The 18,260-nt window shown below is 70.4% G+C and carries 16 protein-coding genes and 1 tRNA gene; 11 read left to right on the top strand and 6 right to left on the bottom strand.

Translation table 11 applies throughout. From position 1 onward, the window contains the following. The first annotated feature begins 80 nt into the window (after positions 1 to 80). The 7 genes from DFJ69_RS12250 (at position 81) to DFJ69_RS12220 (ending at position 8,773) form a co-directional block, all read left to right on the top strand. Positions 81 to 671, top strand: coding sequence for an RNA polymerase sigma factor (locus tag DFJ69_RS12250; protein ID WP_116022595.1), 591 nt, complete (start codon positions 81 to 83; stop codon positions 669 to 671). Beyond that, a complete protein-coding gene (locus DFJ69_RS12245) occupies positions 668 to 1,762 on the top strand; it encodes a CU044_5270 family protein (protein ID WP_116022594.1) in 1,095 nt (364 codons plus the stop codon). The genes DFJ69_RS12250 and DFJ69_RS12245 overlap by 4 nt, the downstream gene beginning before the upstream one ends. A 157-nt stretch (positions 1,763 to 1,919) precedes the next feature. Further along, positions 1,920 to 2,609, top strand: coding sequence for a response regulator transcription factor (locus tag DFJ69_RS12240; RefSeq protein ID WP_116026581.1), 690 nt, complete (start codon positions 1,920 to 1,922; stop codon positions 2,607 to 2,609). A 222-nt stretch (positions 2,610 to 2,831) separates the two neighbouring features. Then, on the top strand, positions 2,832 to 3,386 hold the full coding sequence (locus DFJ69_RS12235) for an RNA polymerase sigma factor (RefSeq protein WP_170177626.1): 555 nt from the start codon (positions 2,832 to 2,834) through the stop codon (positions 3,384 to 3,386). Next, on the top strand, positions 3,383 to 4,585 hold the full coding sequence (locus DFJ69_RS12230; protein WP_116022592.1) for a CU044_5270 family protein: 1,203 nt from the start codon (positions 3,383 to 3,385) through the stop codon (positions 4,583 to 4,585). Before DFJ69_RS12235 ends, DFJ69_RS12230 begins: the two co-directional genes overlap by 4 nt. 477 nt (positions 4,586 to 5,062) lie before the next feature. Further along, positions 5,063 to 7,207 (top strand): (Fe-S)-binding protein, encoded by a 2,145-nt coding sequence (locus DFJ69_RS12225; protein ID WP_170177625.1) that lies wholly within the window; start codon positions 5,063 to 5,065, stop codon positions 7,205 to 7,207. Positions 7,208 to 7,348: 141 nt separating this feature from the next. Further along, on the top strand, positions 7,349 to 8,773 hold the full coding sequence (locus tag DFJ69_RS12220; protein ID WP_116022591.1) for a cellulase family glycosylhydrolase: 1,425 nt from the start codon (positions 7,349 to 7,351) through the stop codon (positions 8,771 to 8,773). A 66-nt stretch (positions 8,774 to 8,839) separates the two neighbouring features. Here the strand turns inward: DFJ69_RS12220 and dcd are convergent, their stop codons facing one another. After that, positions 8,840 to 9,415 carry a dCTP deaminase gene (gene dcd, locus DFJ69_RS12215; protein WP_116022590.1) on the bottom strand — a complete coding sequence of 192 codons (576 nt, stop codon included), beginning with the start codon at positions 9,413 to 9,415 and terminating at the stop codon, positions 8,840 to 8,842. A gap of 107 nt (positions 9,416 to 9,522) precedes the next feature. On the opposite strand from dcd, the gene DFJ69_RS12210 reads away from it, so the two are divergent. After that, positions 9,523 to 9,593 (top strand) — tRNA-Gly (locus tag DFJ69_RS12210). A gap of 306 nt (positions 9,594 to 9,899) precedes the next feature. Here DFJ69_RS12210 and DFJ69_RS12205 read toward each other — a convergent pair. Further along, positions 9,900 to 10,715 carry a S1 RNA-binding domain-containing protein gene (locus DFJ69_RS12205; protein WP_116022589.1) on the bottom strand — a complete coding sequence of 272 codons (816 nt, stop codon included), beginning with the start codon at positions 10,713 to 10,715 and terminating at the stop codon, positions 9,900 to 9,902. 165 nt (positions 10,716 to 10,880) lie between these two features. Here DFJ69_RS12205 and DFJ69_RS12200 point away from each other — a divergent pair, with 165 nt between their 5' ends. Both DFJ69_RS12200 and DFJ69_RS34890 read left to right on the top strand, forming a co-directional pair. Next, positions 10,881 to 12,464, top strand: a complete 1,584-nt coding sequence (locus DFJ69_RS12200; RefSeq protein ID WP_147312279.1) for a PQQ-binding-like beta-propeller repeat protein — start codon at positions 10,881 to 10,883, stop codon at positions 12,462 to 12,464. A 338-nt stretch (positions 12,465 to 12,802) separates the two neighbouring features. Beyond that, complete coding sequence (locus tag DFJ69_RS34890; protein ID WP_116022587.1) at positions 12,803 to 13,063, top strand: hypothetical protein; 261 nt, start codon at positions 12,803 to 12,805, stop codon at positions 13,061 to 13,063. A gap of 137 nt (positions 13,064 to 13,200) precedes the next feature. Here the strand turns inward: DFJ69_RS34890 and DFJ69_RS12190 are convergent, their stop codons facing one another. Then, positions 13,201 to 13,857 carry an NUDIX hydrolase gene (locus tag DFJ69_RS12190; protein ID WP_116022586.1) on the bottom strand — a complete coding sequence of 219 codons (657 nt, stop codon included), beginning with the start codon at positions 13,855 to 13,857 and terminating at the stop codon, positions 13,201 to 13,203. Continuing rightward, on the bottom strand, positions 13,854 to 15,392 hold the full coding sequence (locus DFJ69_RS12185) for a hypothetical protein (RefSeq protein ID WP_245974280.1): 1,539 nt from the start codon (positions 15,390 to 15,392) through the stop codon (positions 13,854 to 13,856). The genes DFJ69_RS12190 and DFJ69_RS12185 overlap by 4 nt, the downstream gene beginning before the upstream one ends. A gap of 213 nt (positions 15,393 to 15,605) precedes the next feature. On the opposite strand from DFJ69_RS12185, the gene DFJ69_RS12180 reads away from it, so the two are divergent. After that, entirely contained in the window at positions 15,606 to 16,754 is a 1,149-nt protein-coding gene (locus DFJ69_RS12180) for a winged helix DNA-binding domain-containing protein (protein ID WP_245974278.1), read from the top strand. Positions 16,755 to 16,813: 59 nt separating this feature from the next. Here DFJ69_RS12180 and DFJ69_RS12175 read toward each other — a convergent pair whose 3' ends face one another. Beyond that, positions 16,814 to 17,332, bottom strand: a complete 519-nt coding sequence (locus DFJ69_RS12175) for an oxidoreductase (RefSeq protein ID WP_211328601.1) — start codon at positions 17,330 to 17,332, stop codon at positions 16,814 to 16,816. Further along, positions 17,329 to 18,255 (bottom strand): class I SAM-dependent methyltransferase, encoded by a 927-nt coding sequence (locus tag DFJ69_RS12170; RefSeq protein ID WP_116022583.1) that lies wholly within the window; start codon positions 18,253 to 18,255, stop codon positions 17,329 to 17,331. Before DFJ69_RS12170 ends, DFJ69_RS12175 begins: the two co-directional genes overlap by 4 nt. Between the last annotated feature and the right edge of the window lie 5 nt (positions 18,256 to 18,260).

The raw sequence follows: 18,260 nt of genomic DNA, 5'->3' as shown, positions 1-18,260 counted from the left end.
AGGGATTGGACGGATCTCCGGAGTACGGGTGAACCTTGTCCCTTACGTCCGAGAGGTGCGCGCATGACGGAGGCAGAGGCATGACCGCCGAGGCCGAGGCGGAGGCGGTCCCCGGAGGGCACGCGCTCGACGCGGCGGACCTCGTCCGCTCCCTGGACGAGCCCGAGCGGTTCACCGCGATCTACGACCGGCACTTCCCCGTCGTCTACCGGTACGTGGCCGGGCGGCTCGGGCCCCAGGTGGCCGACGATCTCGCCGCCGAGACGTTCCTCGTCGCCTTCCGCAAGCGGCGGACCTTCGACGCCGGGCGCGGGGCGGTCCGGCCTTGGCTGTTCGGCATCGCCACCAACCTCGTGGCCCAGCACAGGCGGGACGAGACCCGGCGATACCGGGCGCTCGCCCGCGCCGGCGCGGAGCCGCGCACCGCGCCGGGCCACGAGGACCGGGTGCTCACCCTGGTGACCGCCCAGGGCATGCAGCCCCGGCTGGCCCGCGCCCTGACCGCCCTCTCCCAGGGCGAACGGGACGTGGTGCTGCTCGTGGCGCTGAGCGGATTCGGCCACGACGAGGTCGCCCAGGCCCTCGACATCCCCTACGGCACGGTGGGCTCCCGGCTCAGCCGCGCCCGCAAGAAGCTGCGCGCCGCCCTCGACCAGGAGGAGTCCCGATGAACGAGCTCCAGATGATCAGCGCCGCCCTGGAGGAGAGCCCCTCCGAGCGGACCACCGCCGAGGGCCGCGCCCGGCTGCTGGCGGAGATCGCGGACCCCGGACGCGCGACCGCCCCCGCCCGCCGCCGGAGGTTCTCCCTGCCGCGCTGGGGCCTCGGTCTCGGCCTGGCCGGGGTGACCGCTGCGGCCGTCGCCGTCGCCGTGGCGGTGTCCGGGACGACCCCGGCGGACCCGCCTCCCGGCAAGCAGTCGGCCACGGACCTGTCCGCGAGGGCCGTCCTGCTCGCCGCCGCCGAGCGCGCCGAGTCCATCCCCGTGGCGCAGGGCCGGTACTGGCACGTCAAGAGGATGTACGCCATCTCCCTCCGCGTGGGGCCCGAGCGCAACCCGTACACCATGGAGAGGCTCAACATCGAGGAGACCTGGACCGACCGCAAGGGCAGGAGCTGGACGGGCCACCGCGAGGTGGGCGCGCGGCCCAAGACGCCGGCGGACGCGGAGGCGTGGAAGCGGGACGGCTCGCCCACCCGATGGGACCTGGGCCCCGCGGACACCGTGCAGGGCGGCCGGTCCTACCTGTACGGCACCCCGCGGCCCGGCACGGTGGTCGCGATGGACCCGCCGCACGGGTTCTACCTGTACGACGGCCTGATCTCGTTCGAGGAGCTGCGGAGGCTGCCGGCCGACCCGAAACGACTGTCGGCGAGGCTGCTGGACGCGGGGCGCGGCGGAGACCTCACCGGGTTCGGGCGCGACGTCGTCCTGGCCGGGGCCCTGGCGAACCTGCTGGCCGGCGTTCCGGTGACGCCCGAGGTCAGGGCCGCCGCGTTCCGGGCCCTGGCCGCGCTGCCGAGCGCGCGCGGCCTCGGTGCGGTCAAGGATCCGCAGGGCCGGCCCGGGGTGGGCATCGGCATCGCCCAGGGCGGGCTGACCCTTCGGATGATCGTCGACCCCCGGACCTCGTTCATCCTGTCGAGCACCGCGGCCGAGGCGCGACGGGCAAGGCCGGGCGTCTCCGGCAAGGAGCGGGAGACGGCCTTCCTGGAGGTCGGCTGGACGGACACGAAGCCGGGTGTTCCCGCGCTGCCCTGACCCTTTCCCTGACAGCGGGGGCCTCGCCGGAGTTTCGGCGGCCCCCGCTCGTCGTTCCGGGGGGTGCAACCAATTGGGGGGTCCTGCGCGTCCTGATTTTGGGGACATGTCGGTACAGGCACACGGGGAGGCCTTTCATGGACAGCGGCGGTCCGTGGTGACGCGTGTGATGGTCGTCGAGGACGACCCGTCGGTGGTGCGCCTGCTGTCGTCGCTGCTGGAGGACGACGGCTACCAGCCCGTGGTCGCCGACACCGGGCCGGAGGCCCTGGAACTGCTCGACAGCGTCGGCGCCGAGCTCGTCCTGCTGGACCTGACGCTGGCGGGCCCGTGGTCGGGCAACGAGGTGTTGCGGCGGCTGCGGACCACGTCCGACATCCCGGTGATCATCGTGAGCGGCAAGGCCGGCGAGGTCGATCGCATCGTGGGCCTGGAGATGGGCGCCGACGACTACGTCACCAAGCCGTTCTCGCCCCGCGAACTGATGGCGCGGGTCCGCGCCGTCCTGCGGCGGCGGCCCATCGGCGGCGGGGACGACCGCGACGGCGTCGTGGCGGCCGGACCGGTGCGGATGGACGTGGACCGGCACCTCGTCACCGTCCACGGCCACTCCCTGGACCTGCCGTTGAAGGAGTTCCAACTCTTGGAGGTGCTGGTCCGCAACGCCGAGCTGGTGCTGTCGCGGACCCGCCTGATCGAGGCCGTCTGGGGCCCGGAGTACTACGGCGACACCAAGACGCTGGACGTCCACGTCAAACGGCTGCGCACCAAGATCGAGCCGGATCGCCACCGGCCGCGCCACATCGTCAACGTGCGGGGGATCGGCTACAAGTTCACCATCCGCTGAGCCCTCATCTGGGCCCGGTCGACCACCGCATCCTCGGTCGGCAGGTCGTCGTCGTCGATCCCCGTGAGGGCGAGGCGCGCGGGATGTCGCCGGGCACCGTCTACCACCACACGACCGTCCATCGGGCGGGCTGGACCGACGAATCGCCCCGAGTCCGTAACGATGGGGCCTCCCGGACCACTTCCCGGTGAACAGACACCGGGACGGACGGAGGTGCGGGCGGTGGCCGACGAAGCGGAACGCTTCACCGCGATCTACGACGCGTGCAGACCCCAGGTCTGGGCGTACGCGGTCAGCCGGGCGGGCCGGCAGATCGCCGACGAGGTGGTGAGCGAGACCTTCGCCATCGCCTGGCGGCGGTGGGACGACGTGCCGGAGCCGCCGCTGCCCTGGCTGCTCGGCGTGGCCCGCAACGTGCTGCGCGACGGCCGGCGCGCGGAGGTCCGGCGCGAGTCGTTCGCCGCCGAGCTGCGGTCCTGGGGCGTGCCCGCCGAGGGCGACGTCGCCGAGGCGGTGACCGAACGGCTCGCCGTGCTGCGGGCGATGGCCGCGATCCCCGAGGACGACCGGGAGATCCTCATCCTCGTCGCCTGGCACGGGCTCGCCCCGCGCGAGGCCGCCCGCGTCGTCGGCTGCACGCCGACCGCGCTGCGCGTCCGCCTGCATCGGGCGCGCAGGCGGCTGACGCGGGCGATGGAGGACACCCCCGCCCCGGGCGTCGCCCCTCCTCCCGTCGTCCGTTCCCGTGTGCCGCTGACCGGAGAGGAGTCCCGATGAACGACGCGAAGGACGCGCTGCGGCGGCTGGCCGAGGCCAGGCCGGACCACTACGACCCGGGGACACAGCTCGACCCGGCGACCAGGCGGGCCGAGCTGTCCCGGGCGATGGCGGCCGAACGCGCACCGGGCCCCACCGCGCGACGGCGTTCCCGTCGTCCCGCGTGGGGGCTGGGCCTGGTGGCGGCGGCCACGGTGGTCGCGGTGGGGGTGACCACGGTCGTCTCCGACACCGGGGAGCCGCCGGTTGCGGAGCCGGGCATTGGTCGGTTCCCCGAACCGGTGGATCTCGACGCCCGCACGGTGCTGCTCGCGGCGGCGGACGGGGCGCTGCGACAGCCCCGCACGACCGGCCGCTACTGGCACACCCGCGTCGAGTACGGCGCGCTCGAACGGGTCGGTCCGCCGAGCCGCCCGTACGTGCTGACCCACCGGTACCGGCACGACGGGTGGGACCCCCGTGTGCCGACCGACGAGGGCTGGTTCCGTTCGGAGGACCTCGGCGCCCGGCCCGCCACGCCCGCCGACGAGGCCGCCTGGCGCGCGGACGGCTCGCCGACGTCCTGGCGGCTGCGGGTCCCCGGCACCAAGGGAGGCCCGGTGAGAGGGGGGATCCAACTGGAGATGCACCCGAAGGACAGCGCGTACGCCCACTCGACGGGACGGCCGGCGGACGCCCCCGACGAGCTCAACGTGACCCAGAAGGAGCTGAACGAGGCCCCCGACGACCCGGCGGCGCTGCGTCGCCTGCTGCTGAACCATCCGCTCGGCGAGGCGGACGACGGCAAGGAGACGGATGCGGAGCTCTTCGAGGCCGCCGCCGTCATCCTGCTGGCCCGACCGCTGCCCCCGAGTAAGCGGGCCGCCATCTACCGGATGCTCGCGGGCATCAAGGGAGTCACCGCCACCGGTGGCGTCACGGACGCCACCGGCCGTCGCGGCATCGCCCTCAAGATCCGCGACCGTTACCCCGACGGGGACGTGGAGATCCGCTTCGTCGTGGACCGGACCACCGGCGCCGGCCTGTCCAAGGAGATCCACTACCTGAAGGGCCGGGGCGAAAAGTCCTGGCTGAAGCCGGGTACCCGCTGGTACTCCGAGGTGTGGCACTCCGAGTGGGTCGACACGCTGCCCCCGATGCCCCGCGGCCCACGCGGTGTGAACGGGGGGGACCGCCCGACCCCCACCACCTCTCCCTGAGCCCACCGAATCGCGGGGGCGCGGCGACAGACCCGCCGTGCCCCGCACGTTCGAACGGCGGATACGGGGGAGCCCGTGACCACCCTCGGCCCGTTCCGGGTCGAGGGTGGTTTGCGCCGTTCAGAGCCCTGTGTCACGTCTTGGTGGAGAGCGGGGTGAAATGTGGCCGAGATCGTCTTGACGCGCCCGGAGGGGCGCGCCCTAGTGTGAACGGTCACATCCTCCTGGACCCCCCGGGGCCGTCGCGATCGAGGTCGTCACGGGTGCGAGCCTGGTGGGGGCGATCCGGTGGGGCTCAGGTGGGCCTCCGGGGGGCCGAGGTGGGCGGCGTCGATACGAACGGCGGCCGTGACCTGGTTGTTCGTCCGTGATATGACACCTAAGCTACTGCCGAGTAATATTCGGCCCCGGAAGTAGGACGTTCTGTCGCGAGCCCTACGCTGACAGTCGACGGCCGTACCCCAGGAGGACGGAACAGTGTACTGGCTCACGTTGATCATCGGGTTGGCCGGCATCGCGGTCACCCTGGCGCTCGCAGGCAAGCGGGTGACGTTCCTGTACAAGCTGGCCATGAGCGGGCAGCCCGACCCCGAGCGCGTGCTCCAGGTCAAGCGGGACCCCAAGGGTGACGTCGAGGGCCAGCTCACCGAGGTCCTCGGTCAGCGCAAGCTGCTGAAGTGGACCATCGCCGGACTGGCGCACTTCTTCGTGATGTGGGCCTTCTTCCTGCTGGCCACCGTCTACCTCGAGGCGGGCGTCGTCCTGCTGTTCGGGCTGGACGCGCACATCCCGTTCCTGCAGAGCTGGGGCCCGATCGGCTTCGTCCAGGACACCATCGCGGTGCTCTGCCTGGCGGGCCTGATCACCTTCACCGCCATCCGGATCAAGAACTCGCCCAAGAAGATCGGCCGCAAGTCCCGGTTCAAGGGCTCGCACACGGGCGGCGCCTGGCTGATCCTCTTCATGATCTTCAACGTCGTCTGGACGATGTTCTTCTTCCGGGGCGTGGCCTGGGCCAGTCACCACCTGCCCTACGGCGACGCCTCGTACATGTCGGTCCTGGTCGGGCAGCTCTTCGAGGGACTGAGCAAGGACACCTACGAGGTCCTGGAGTCGATCGGCCTGCTGCTGCACATCGGCGTGGCGCTGGTCTTCCTGGTCATCGTGGTCAACTCCAAGCACCTGCACATCTTCCTGGCCCCGCTGAACGTCATGTTCAAGCGCCGCCCGGACGGCCTCGGCGGCGTCCCCGCGATGATGAGCGACGGCAAGCCGCTGGACTTCGAGGAGGCCGACCCCGACGAGGACACCTTCGGCCGCGGCAAGATCGAGGACTTCACCTGGAAGGGATACCTCGACATGGCGACCTGCACCGAGTGCGGTCGGTGCCAGTCGCAGTGCCCCGCCTGGAACACCGGCAAGCCGCTGTCGCCCAAGATGGTCATCCTCGAGCTGCGCGACCACGCGTTCGCCAAGGCCCCGTACATCCTGGCCTCCGAGGAGGAGCGGGCCGCCTTCACCGATGAGCAGAAGCTCGCCATGCAGGTCGACAAGGAGCTCGTCGGCGAGGACGGCGTCATCCACCCCGACGTCCTGTGGTCCTGCACCAACTGCGGCGCCTGCGTCGAGCAGTGCCCGGTCGACATCGAGCACATCGACCACATCCTGGACATGCGCCGCTTCCAGGTGATGATCGAGTCGTCGTTCCCGTCCGAGGCGGGCGTGATGCTCAAGAACCTCGAGAACAAGGGCAACCCCTGGGGCATGTCGGAGATGAAGCGCCTCGAGTGGATCGAGGAGCTTGATTTCGAGGTCGAGGTCATCGACGAGAAGATGCCCGAGGACACCGAGTACCTCTTCTGGGTCGGCTGCGCCGGCGCCCTGGAGGACCGGGCCAAGAAGACCACCAAGGCCGTCGCCGAGCTGCTCCACATCGCCGGTGTCAAGTTCGCCGTCCTCGGCCCCATGGAGGCGTGCACCGGTGACCCGGCCCGCCGCCTGGGCATGGAGTTCGTCTTCCAGATGCTCGGCCAGCAGAACGTCGAGACCCTGAACGAGGCCGGCGTCAAGAAGATCGTCGCCACCTGCCCGCACTGCTTCAACACCCTCGCCAACGAGTACCCGCAGATCGGCGGGAACTACGAGGTCGTCCACCACACCCAGTTGCTGGCGCACCTGGTCGAGTCGGGCAAGCTCACCCCGGTCACCCCGATCGAGGAGAACATCACCTACCACGACCCTTGCTTCCTGGGCCGCCACAACAAGGTCTACAAGCAGCCGCGCGACATCATGGCCACCGTGCCCGGTGTCAAGACGCAGGAGATGCACCGCCACAAGGACCGCGGCTTCTGCTGTGGCGCGGGTGGAGCCCGCATGTGGATGGAGGAGCGGATCGGCAAGCGCATCAACACCGAGCGCGTGGACGAGGCGCTGGAGACCAACCCCGACACCGTCTCCACCGCCTGCCCGTTCTGTCTGGTGATGCTGGGCGACGCGATCAACGAGAAGAAGAACTCCGGCGACGCCCCCGAGACCCTCGAGGTCGTGGACGTCTCCCAGCTCCTCATCCGTTCGATCAAGGGTGACGCCGAGGCCCCGAAGGAGCCCGTCGCCGCCGAGTGAGCCCTGTGTGACAACGGTGCCCTCCTCCCGCTCGGGAGGAGGGCGTTCGTTTATCACCGCAGGTCATTCCTTTTCGGCGGTGCGGGCCCTACTCTGTCGCGCGGTTCACCTTCTCGTCACATTCCCGCCCAGGAGTGGCTCTTGCGCACCAGGCTCTTCCGTCGTCTCGGCCTCGCGGCGGCCGCCCTCACCATGGCGCTGAGCGTCACCGCCGTCTCCGCGCCGCCCGCGGCGGCGGCCCCTGCCCCCTACGGCAAGGTGACGGTCGGGGACCGCACGTTCATCACCGACTCCAACGGACGGGCCCTCCACTTCCGCGGCTTCAACCGGGGCAAGTACCCCTCCGACCGGGTGAGCGAGCAGGACGTCCAGGAGATGGCCGCCAAGGGCCTCAACTTCCTGCGGCTGGTCGTGCAGTGGCAGTACATCGAGCCCGTCCAGGGCCGGTACGACGCCGACTACCTCGCGTACATCGACCGCGTCCTCTCGTACGGCGACCGACACGGCGTGTACGTCATGATCGACATGCACCAGGACGTCTTCGGCCCCCACTTCGGCGGCCACAACGGCATGCCCGCCTGGGCCACGCGCGACGACGGCCTCCCCTACGAGCGGGACCCGGACGGCAACTGGTTCAACGAGTACTTCCAGCCCGGCGTCCAGGCCGCCTTCGAGCACCTCTACGAGGACGCCGACCTCCGTGCCGCCCAGGTCGCCATGTGGCAGCAGGTCGCCCGGACCGCCTCCGGCCACCAGTCCCTCCTCGGGTACGACCTGATGAACGAGCCCATGACCAAGATCCTTGAGAACGAGGACCTGGTCACCGCGTCCGCCCGCTTCGAGCAGGGCCAGCTCGCCGCCATGTACCGCCGTCTGATCACCGGCATCCGCCAGATCGACACCCGGGGCTGGATCTTCGTCGAGCCCACCGTCCTGGTCGGCGAGGGCGTCCCCACCAGGCTCCCGGCCTTCAACGACGACCGCGTCGCCTACGCCCCGCACTTCTACAACACCGGCGTCGAGGTCGGCGCGGACTGGGACCCCGCCGACGGCTTCGTCGAACGCTACGAGGCCGCGATCACCGCGTACCCCAAGGCCCACCGCATGCCCCTCATCGTCGGCGAATGGGGCCCGCCCTCCGCCCGCACCCCCGGCAACCGCGAACTGATCCGCCGCCAGATGGCCGCCATCAACCGCTTCGCCAGCGGCGAGGCCATGTGGTACTGGTGCAAGGGCAACGGCGGCTACTGCGCCCTCGACCCCCAGGGCGCCCCCGCCCCCGGCCACGAACCCGCCTTCGGCCCGTACGCCCGCGCCGTCGCCGGCAGGCCCACCGCCCACAACTACGACCCCGCGACCCGCACCTTCACCCTCTCCTACACCCTGCCGCTGACCGTCCACGGCGACACGGAGATCTCCCTGCCGGACCACGTCTACCCCAACGGCTTCAACGTCTCCGTCGCCGGCATCGCGGGCCGCCTCTGGGACGACACCCGCAACATCCTGCAGATCAACGGCTGGGGCGCCCCCTACACCACCGTCAAGGTCACCATCACCCCGCGCTGACCCTCTCAACGCCACGAGCCCCCGGGGCGGACGACTCGTCCGGCCCGGGGGCTCGTGGTTCGTGTGTCAGACCTTCGTCTGATGGAAGTTCACGTACGACCGCGACGGCGTGGGCCCCCGCTGGTCCTGGTACCGCGACCCGTAGTGCGCCGACCCGTACGGGTACTCCGCCGGCGAACTGGTCCGGAACAGGCACATCTGCCCGATCTTCATCCCCGGCCACAGCTTGATCGGCAACGTCGCCACGTTCGACAGCTCCAGCGTCACGTGCCCCGAGAACCCCGGGTCGATCCACCCCGCCGTCGAGTGCGTCAACAGCCCCAGCCGCCCCAACGAGCTCTTGCCCTCCAACCGCGCCGCCAGGTCGTCCGGCAACCCGAACACCTCGTACGTCGAGGCCAGCACGAACTCCCCGGGATGCAGGATGAACGCCTCATCCGGCGCCACATCCACCAGCCGCGTCAGATCGCTCTGCTCCTCCGCCGGATCGATGTGCGGGTACCGATGATTCTCGAACACCCGAAAGTACCGATCCAGCCGCACGTCCACACTGGACGGCTGAACCATCCCGGCGTCGAACGGGTCGATCTTCACCCGCCCCGACTCGATCTCGGCCCTGATGTCACGATCGGAGAGCAGCACAACAGCCAACGCTACCGGCTCCACCCGCCCACCACACACGCCCACCACCGGCTCGCCAACCCCACCGATTCCGGTACCATGTCAACGCACCCCTCCTCGGGGGGCACGCGAGTGTAGTTCAATGGCAGAACTCCAGCTTCCCAAGCTGGTAGCGCGGGTTCGATTCCCGTCACTCGCTCTCACCACGAAGGCCCAGGTCGGGGACATGATCCCGGGACCTGGGCCTTGGTCGTTTGCGGGCTGCTGAGGCCACCGTGCAACTAGGGCACGGGTACCAGCGTGCCAGACGGGTCGGCGTCATCGTCGTCTTGGTCCGCTCGGCCTGGACCGGGGCGTCGAGCAGGCGGCGATGGCCGTACGTATTCGGGCGTCGCCTCGTCGTACGGTCGCCGGCCGAGAACGAAGTGGGCCCGGGCGGCGCGCGCTCGATCATCGCTCGGTGGACAGGGATGAGCACCTCAAGTCCGCAGCCGCGACGGCGCGGCTATGCCTTGTTCACGAAGTGGAGTCGGACGCGATGATGTTCGAGATCGACCTCGCTGATCCTCACGGTGATTTCTTCGCCTTCGTGGAAGAGTCCATCCAGAGACTCGGCCGGCTCGTCGCTGAGATCAGACACATGCAGAAGTCCCTCGATGCCATCGGCGACCCGAACAAAGGCGCCAAAGGGGACGAGCTTGGTGATGTGGCCGGTAACGGCATCCCCGACGTGGTCGGCGAGCGGGATGAACGGATCGTCCTGCAGGGCCTTCAAGGACAACGACACCTGCCCCCGACGAGTACTCGAATCGAGAACCTTCACCGTGACCCGCTGTCCCAGTTCGACGACGTCAGAAGCATGATCGAAGTACTTCCAGGACAGTTGGGGGATTTGGATGAACCCAGTGCAGTGGTTGGCGGGCTCACCATCGAGATTAACGAAAACCCCGAAATTGTGGATGTCCGCCACGGTTCCGGTCAGGATCTCGCCTCGCTCAATACCAACGAGGAAGGTCCGCAGGGTCCGATCCTCGCAGGCCTTGGCCGACAGCATGACGTGCTTCCTCCGCCAGTCGACCCCGATCACCTCGACCTCGACCAACTGGCCGACCTCGAAGATCTGAGCCGGGTCCTCCATTCGACGCCAGGACAACTCCGACTGCGGCACACGCCCGACTCCGCGGAACAGGATTCTCGACCCTTCAAGATCCACTATCGCTGCGAGACCATCGAATCCGGCCACCGTTCCCACCCTCACCTCACCAGGCCGAACAGCACTAAGGAACTCTTGCACGGCGTCGGCGGGCAATGACTCGGTCACGCCGCGAGCCTATGTCGCGTGCAGCCGCGGCAAAGAACGCTCCGGACGCGCTCACGGCTCAGGCGCACCACCCATCACGATCCTTGACGTGGGATGCGCGTAGGGACTGTTCGAGGGGAGCTCGGCGGCTGTGAGGTGGTGCGCGGCGGCGTCTACGGTGGCCCGATGCTGATGATCCGGAGGGTGCTCGGCGGTGGTCCGTTCGCCGAGACGGGAGACGCCCGCGTGGTCGCGGTCGACGAGCGGCTCGGCGTCACGATCGTGGGCGGGTTCGGGGGACGGCTGCAGTGGGCGGGCGACGGTACGGCCGACCGGCTGAGCGACGCCCTGCTCGGCGTGTACGATCTCGACGGCGCGGTCTGCCGGTGGCTGCACCGGCCGCGGTGGCCGGTGAACGCGGTCGCGGTCCACCCGAGTCTGCCGCTCGTCGCCGTCGGCACCGGGAGCTACGACGGCGGCTACTTCTTCGAGGGGGAGTTGCTCCTGCTCGATCTGGCGGCGGGGACGGTCACCTCGCTTCTGCCGCATCCGCGGCAGGTCCGGTCCCTCGCATGGCGGGACGCCCGGACGCTGGACTTCGTCCTCGCGCCCGCTGACGACTGGGAGAACCCGCAGGCCCATTCCCAAGGGCATCGGTGCACCGCCGTCCGCGACGACTGGGCGGCCCCGGGGCCGCTCGGCTCGGAGGAGACCGCGGCCCCGGCCGGGCCTTGTTCGCCGTCACCGGACGGTCGCCCGCCCGAGGAGGTCCTCAACGACCTGTCGGGCGGCCGTCGGGAACCGCGGCGCCAGGTCTGGGCCGTGGAGGTGCTGCCGGACGGCCGGATCCTGGCCGCGTCCGAGGGGATCGCATTGGAGTGTTGGGAGCCGTCGGGGCGGCGGGCGTTCACGGTGCCGGACGCGGCGGGTGGCCGACAGATCCGGGTGACGCCCGACGGGGGATCGGCGTGGGTCGTGCTGAACCGCCGGCCCCGGCGCACCGAGGACGGCCGGCGGTGCGATCCCGGGTCTGCCGCCCGCTTCTCCCTCGCAGACGGCGCCCACACGGCCGTGCTCGCGCCGGGTTTCTCCCTCACGCTCGCCGCCCGGACGGACGGCTGGATGGCGCTGCGCGACGTCGACTTGGACTCGGCGGGCCAAGAAGCGCTGCTGGTCTCCCCCGGCGGTGAGGAAGCCGGGCGGGTACGGCTGGGCGAGTTCGATCTGATCAACCACCCGTTCGCGGTCCGGCACAGCCCCGAGCTGTTCTTCCTGCGGGGCGGGAGGCATGGAGACGACGTGGGAAAGCGGGTCGCCCGGCTCGATCCGGTGACGCACGCCGTCACGGACCTGTTCCCGCTGGAATGGGACACCGCCCGCGACGGTCATCTGTTCGGCGGCCCCGTTGCCCATGTCCGCGACGCGGCGGGCGAGGCGCTCGTCCACGGCGGGGCCGTCCACAACGGACGGGGCCTCCTGCCGGGCAACGCCTTCGTCGTACGCCGCGCCCTGCCCGGCGGCACGGTCGCGTGGGTCTTCACCACCGACCACAACGTGACATCCCTGGACATCGCGGACGGCACCGTCTACGTCGCCCTCACCTGCGGGACGGTCGTGGCGCTCGACGCCGTCACGGGCGAACCGCGCTGGAGCCACCGGCTCCGGATCGGGGCCGTCCCGGCGGTCGCGTTGTCGCTCGCCGCGCCGTCGCCCGACCGTCTCGTCCTGGGAACGACAGACGGCCGGATTCTCGACTGCTCGGTGCCCTGACCCGCTCGGCGGGGAGTGGAGGGCTCCCACGGCCATCCCGACACCCTCCCAACGAGGCAGAGAACCGGGACCACACCGAACCGCCGGACGTGTTGGTCGCGCACGTCATCAACGAGGCCTGCCGTATTCCGGTGTGATCCGCATCGTCACACGCCGACGCAGAACTGACCGCCGCAATGGATGAACCTGCTCGCCGCACGGTCGAACTGCCGCGAACCACGCCGGTAAGGAGCACGGGCAACAGGTGGTGCCCGCGCACGCGTTCGGGCGCCGCCTCGTCGTTCGATCACCTGACCGCAATCGAGGTGCCTGGACGTCGCACACCTGATCATCATTCGGTGGACGAGGACGTGTATTTGAAGTTCGCGGCTGCGACGATGCGCAGGCTGCGCGAGGACCCGGGTTCCGATCCATGCCCGGCGTTGCTGGGCGGCTGCGTCACGGGAGGTGACACGCGGACCAGACTGCCGATCTCCCGTGTTGTCGCCGATCTGGGCATCGAGGCTCGCATTCATCGGCCGACGGCGCGTCGCGACGGGTCCATCGACTTCGCGCCTTTGGTCACCTTGTCGGGGGACTGCGGAGCGCCGTCGAGGTAAGGCGAAGAAGCAGGATGACCGAATATTCGCCCATCACGACATCATCGTCGCGTCTGATCTCTACGAACTTGGTCGATCCCTCTTCGAGAACCTGTCCGTCCGGTGACGCGCTGATCGGTGCTGGTTCCGGTGGGAAGTCAGGTGGGGTGGTCGAAGGGGGGGAGGTGGCGGTGGTGGGTGTTGAGGAGGGCGGCCAGGGTGAAGGAGTCGGTGAGGTCGCCGTGGGACTGGAGGGCGGTCAGGTCGGTGGGGGTGAGGGCGGCGTAGCGTTCGATGCCCTCGTTGCCGGTGAGGGCGGGTGGGGTGTCGAGGGCGGCCCAGAACAGGTGGGTGCTGTTGGCGCACAGGCCGGTGTCGACGTGGACGCGGCCGAGGGGTTCTAGGTGGGTGGCCGTGGTGCCGAGTTCCTCGGTCAGTTCGCGGTGTGCGGTCTCCTCCGGGGCCTCGCCGGGGTGGGAGAAGCCCCGGGGGATCTCCCAATGCCATCGGCGGGTGGCGTGGCGGAAATGGCTGATGAGGATGACGCGTCCGTCGTGGACGGGGAGGATGGCCGCGCCCGCCTGGCCGGCGGTGTGGAGCAGGCGGAAGTGGCCGCCGAGGCGGCCGTCGTGGAAGCGCACCGGGTCGCGCACCACGGTGACGTACGGGTCGCGGTAGCGCACACCGAAGGGGCCCTGGTCGGGCGGATAGTCCGGCAGGATCTCCGTTGCGGCGTCGGGCGGGTTCTTGAAGAGGTCCGGGCGTTCGGCGCGAAGCGTCTCGTAGGCGCGGACCTCGTCGGAGGGGTCGCTCATTCGCTGTCGTCCGTCATGTCGGGGCCGTTGCCCGGCTCCGTGTCGAGCCTGGTCTGGTCGGTCAGGTAGTCGAGCAGCTTGCGGGCCTCGCGCTTGGGGTCGTCCAGCCTGAGGTCGAGGATCTGGGCGGTGGTGTCCAGGCGTCGCCGGCTTCGGCGGCCGAGGATGCGGCCGACGCCCCAGCGGACGGCGACCCGGGCGGAGCGGGCTCCGGCCAGGCCGATCGTGTCGCCCACCACCTCGAACGCGGGGGCGTGGCCGCGCAGGAAGACGGCGTTGATCGTGATGGCGCCGATGTCGATGCCGATCTCGGTGAGGCCGGCGAAACGTTCCACCCGTTCGACGCCGCGGCGTCGCGTGGAGATCTCCTCGGCCCTCTCCAGCATCGACAGGTAGGCGCCGGTCACCGCCTGGGCGCCGGAGTCCTGGTCGGCGAACGCCTCGACGGAACGTCGCTGCACCAAGCCCGCGAAGATGTCCCGGTAGTCCGCCCACTCGTTCTCCAGCCGGACGGCGTGCACGTCGGAGAGCGAGAGGTGGTCCAGCGTGGGCACCGCCTCGAGCAGCCCCTGGATGTCCTGGAACGCCAGGTTGCGCAGCAGCGTGATCAGTTGGTCGGCGTCGGTCGACGGCAGCTCGGCCCGGCCGCGCCCGCGCCGGGCCGCCAGGCTCTCCTGCAGGGCGGTGCGCCGGGGCGAGTCGCCGGGCGTGATGCAGAAGACGTCGACCGCGTCGGCCAGATTGGTCGCGTACTTCAGATCGAGGAGCTGCTTGACCTCCGCCGCGTGCGGCTTGGCCCCGTCGTACCGGCAGTCGGTCACGTTGGTCCCGTCGGCGACCACGAACCGCTCGTACAGCCGTTGCCGGGTCACGGTCCGGTCGGCGTCCAGCTCGTCGTGCGCCCACCGCCCGACCTCCCGCAGTCGGGCCAGGACGCTCCGCGCGTGCTCCTCGTCGGTCAGCGCCAGGTCCCGCTGCAGCGCGTCGGGTTCGAGCTGGGTCAGGTTGTTGACGAACGCGCCGAACTCCCGGCCCAGATCCCTGGACATGGCGGCGTTCTCGGCCTCGTCCCACGACAGCCGCAGGCACGACATCCGCGTCGTCTCGGCCATCTCCCGCCATGCCTCGAATCCGTCGACCGTCTCGAACTCCGGGGCCTGCGCCGGCACCGGCGACGGCTCGCCCAGCAGCCAGGGCATGATCACGCCGTCCCGCAGCAGATGCCGGAACGCCTCCCGATCGGGGCCTTCCCGCTGGTAGTCGCGGTAGACCTCGGGGTTGTTGTAGAGGTACGCGCGATTGACGACGATCTTCTCGGCCGCCAGCAGCGCCCGGAGGTACTCCCTGCGGGACCGTCGGGCCCGCTTCTCGGCGATCGCCTTCGTCACCTCTCCGGACTGCAGCACGCCGGCGAGCAGTTCGCGGTCGAACCATTGGTTGTCGAGCGCCTGCGGCACGGCCGTGATGGCGCCCCGCAGGTCCGCCGCCTCCGCCGGCGTGAAACTCACGTTGCCGTCGTCGATCGTCACGGTCATCGGGGAGAGCTCCAGGGGAGGAAGGCCGGAAGAATCCAAAGAGACAGACGACCCAACCATCCCGTTCTGCGGCAAGGAACCGTTCCGCGTGGCCGGATCCGGCCTCGGTCGCGCGGACCCGGGCGGCGCCCGCACCGGTCCTGGCGTTCCGAATCAGGCGAAACCGGACGTCGTCGGCTATCTTCGGGCTCTGCGACGGCGGAGGGGGAACGGGTGGCGGTGGAGCGCTGGACATGGCGGCAGGTGTGCGCGAGGAGGCTGGAGCGGCACGGGTTGGCCGGGCCGCTCAAAGGTGGGCCCGTCGAGGTCGTGGCGGCCATGGCCGGGACGCACGCGCAGGTCATGTCGGCGGCGGAGTTGGCCATCGGGCTTCGGTCGGAGGACGTGACGCGGCAGGGCGTCCGCGAGGCGCTGTGGGGCGACCGGACCCTGGTGAAGACGTTCGCCGCGCGCGGCACCGTTCACCTGGTGCCCTCCGTGGACCTGCCGATGTGGACGGGGGTGCTGTCGGGCCTTCCGTCCGGCACCAACGGGCTGCCGGACGAGGCGCGCATGAGTCCGGAGCAGACCGACGAGGTCATCGAGGCGATCGGGGCGATCCTCGCCGACGAAGAGTTGACCGTGGACGAGCTGACCGAGGCGCTCGGGGAGAGGGTCGGCGCGTGGGCGGTGGAACCGGTGATGCCGGCCTGGCATGAGATGTGGCCCCGGTGGCGGCAGATCACCCATGAGGCGGCTGCTCGCGGGGCGTTGTGCTTCGGCCCCGCCAAGGGGCGCAAGGTCACCTATACGAATCCGCATCGTTGGTTGCCCGGGTTCAAGCCCGCCGAGGCCGAGGCGGCCGACGTGGAGTTGCTCAAGCGGTACCTGTGGTCGTACGGGCCCTCCACTCCGGCGCGCTTCGCCCACTGGCTGTCGGTCACCACCGGCTGGGCCAAGGGCGTGTTCGAGGCGGCTGCCGGCGGGCTCCGGCAGGTCGAGGTGGAGGGGCGGACGGGCTGGGTCGCGGCGGACGACACCGAGCCGGGCGACGAACCGCCCCGGGGCCTGCGCCTGCTCCCGTACTTCGACGGGTACGCCTACCGGGTCGGCAACCAGCCCCCCGAGCTGTTGTATCCGGGGCGGGCCGGCGAACGGGTGCTGCCGCACAACTTCCAGGTGCTGGTGATCGACGGGGTCGTCGCCGGGCTGTGGCACCAGCGCCGCTCCGGCCGCCGACTCGCCGTCACCGTCGAGGCCCTCGAACCGCTCGGCCCGCGCCGGCTCCGTGAGCTGGACGAGCAGGTCGAACGGATCGGTCACATCCTGGAGGCCACACCGGAGCTCACCCTCGGGCCCGTCACCGTCGGCGGCCACCCCTGATCCGGGCCTTGCGTCGTTCAGAGTGAAGGCCGACTCGGCCGTTCCCCACGGGCGGGGCGCTACAGGGGTTCGCGGTACCAGCGGCGGTGGACCCAGGGTTCGACGATGAGGACACCGGCGGCCGCCGTCGCGGCGGCGAGCCAGACGAGTCGGTCGGACGAGCCGAAGCCGGCCGCCACGGCGGCCGTCACCACCACGGCGGGGCGGACGAGCGTGAGGGGCCCCAGGCCGACCAGGATCATCAAGGTGCTCTGACGCATGGGAAGCAGTCGATAGGCCACGAGAGAGAGCGCGACGATGAGGGCGTAGGGCGTCAGGACCATGAGCATTCTGGTGCCGGCCTCGATCAGGTCGCCGTAGCGCTGTGCCGCCTGTGGCAGGAGCATGACGGCGGTGACGGTGAGCCCGGCCATGGAGACGGCCACGCCGCGTCCGGCAGCCCGCAGATCGTGGTCATGTTTGTGGATTCGAGCGTTACGGCCCGTTCCCGCACGGAATCCGGCGAAGGCGCCGTCCACCACGGCCAAGACCAGCAGGAGCGCGGGAACCGTCACGGCGGCGCCCGGCGGCGAGGTCACCGGCCGGGCCCCGTGGGGACGTCGCGCACGAGGCCCCGCGCCCGCCGCCCTAGCGCCCTGTGCAGTTCCCCGGTCAGCTCCGGCCGCACGCCGACCACCGGTCTCATCGAGGCACAGAACGGGTTGGCGTAGCGCATCGGTTCGAAGAGGAAGACGTCCATCCCGTCGAGGCGCGCGGTCGCATTCAGCAGTACGGAGTCGGCGTGGGCCCGTTTCGCCGAGGCGACCCCGTCATGCCGCCCCAAGGGTTCGCGCATCCGGGCGCGGTGGAACACCCACGCTCCGAGGGGTGCCAGCCGGGTCGCGGCGATGTCGTAGTGCACGAACGCCATGGTGTCCGGACGGTTCTGGGCCTGGAAGAACCCGGCCAGGGCGGAGACCGGGAAATGATGCAGGACGCCATTGGAGATGTAGACGGTCGCCGGTTCGGCGAGCGCGAAGGCGTCTCCGTGGAGAAAACGGCACTTCAAGCGTTCGGCCTCCGCGAGCCTGGTGGCCTCGGCGACGAGCACCGGGTTGAAGTCGACGCCGATCAGCTCCACGTCCTCGCCCAGTACCGCCGAGGCGGCGAAGGCCCTGATGGCGTAGCCGAGGCCACAGCCGATGTCCACGACCCGCAGCGGCCCCGGTCCGTGGGACCGGACCGCGGCCAGGACCGGCGCCAGCAGCTCGGCGAAGCGCTGGACCATGTGCAGTTCCTCGCCGAGCCGCTGCAATTCGGTGTGGACCCGAAGGAACAGGTGGTCGACCGCCCCGGGATCCAGGAACTCGCCGCACGCGGGCATCCGCTCGACGATCCGTGCGGCCCGCCGGTCGCCGGCCTCGCGCAGCAGGGCCACGACGTCGCTCTTGACGATCGGCGTGCGCTCGCCGGTGGCCGGGTCCCAGACGCCGATCAGATCGGAGATCTCGAGGATGGGCACGGGCC

Source organism: Thermomonospora umbrina (assembly GCF_003386555.1).
Classification (GTDB): Bacteria; Actinomycetota; Actinomycetes; order Streptosporangiales; family Streptosporangiaceae; genus Thermomonospora; species Thermomonospora umbrina.
This window is presented reverse-complemented; position numbering and strand designations above follow the sequence as displayed.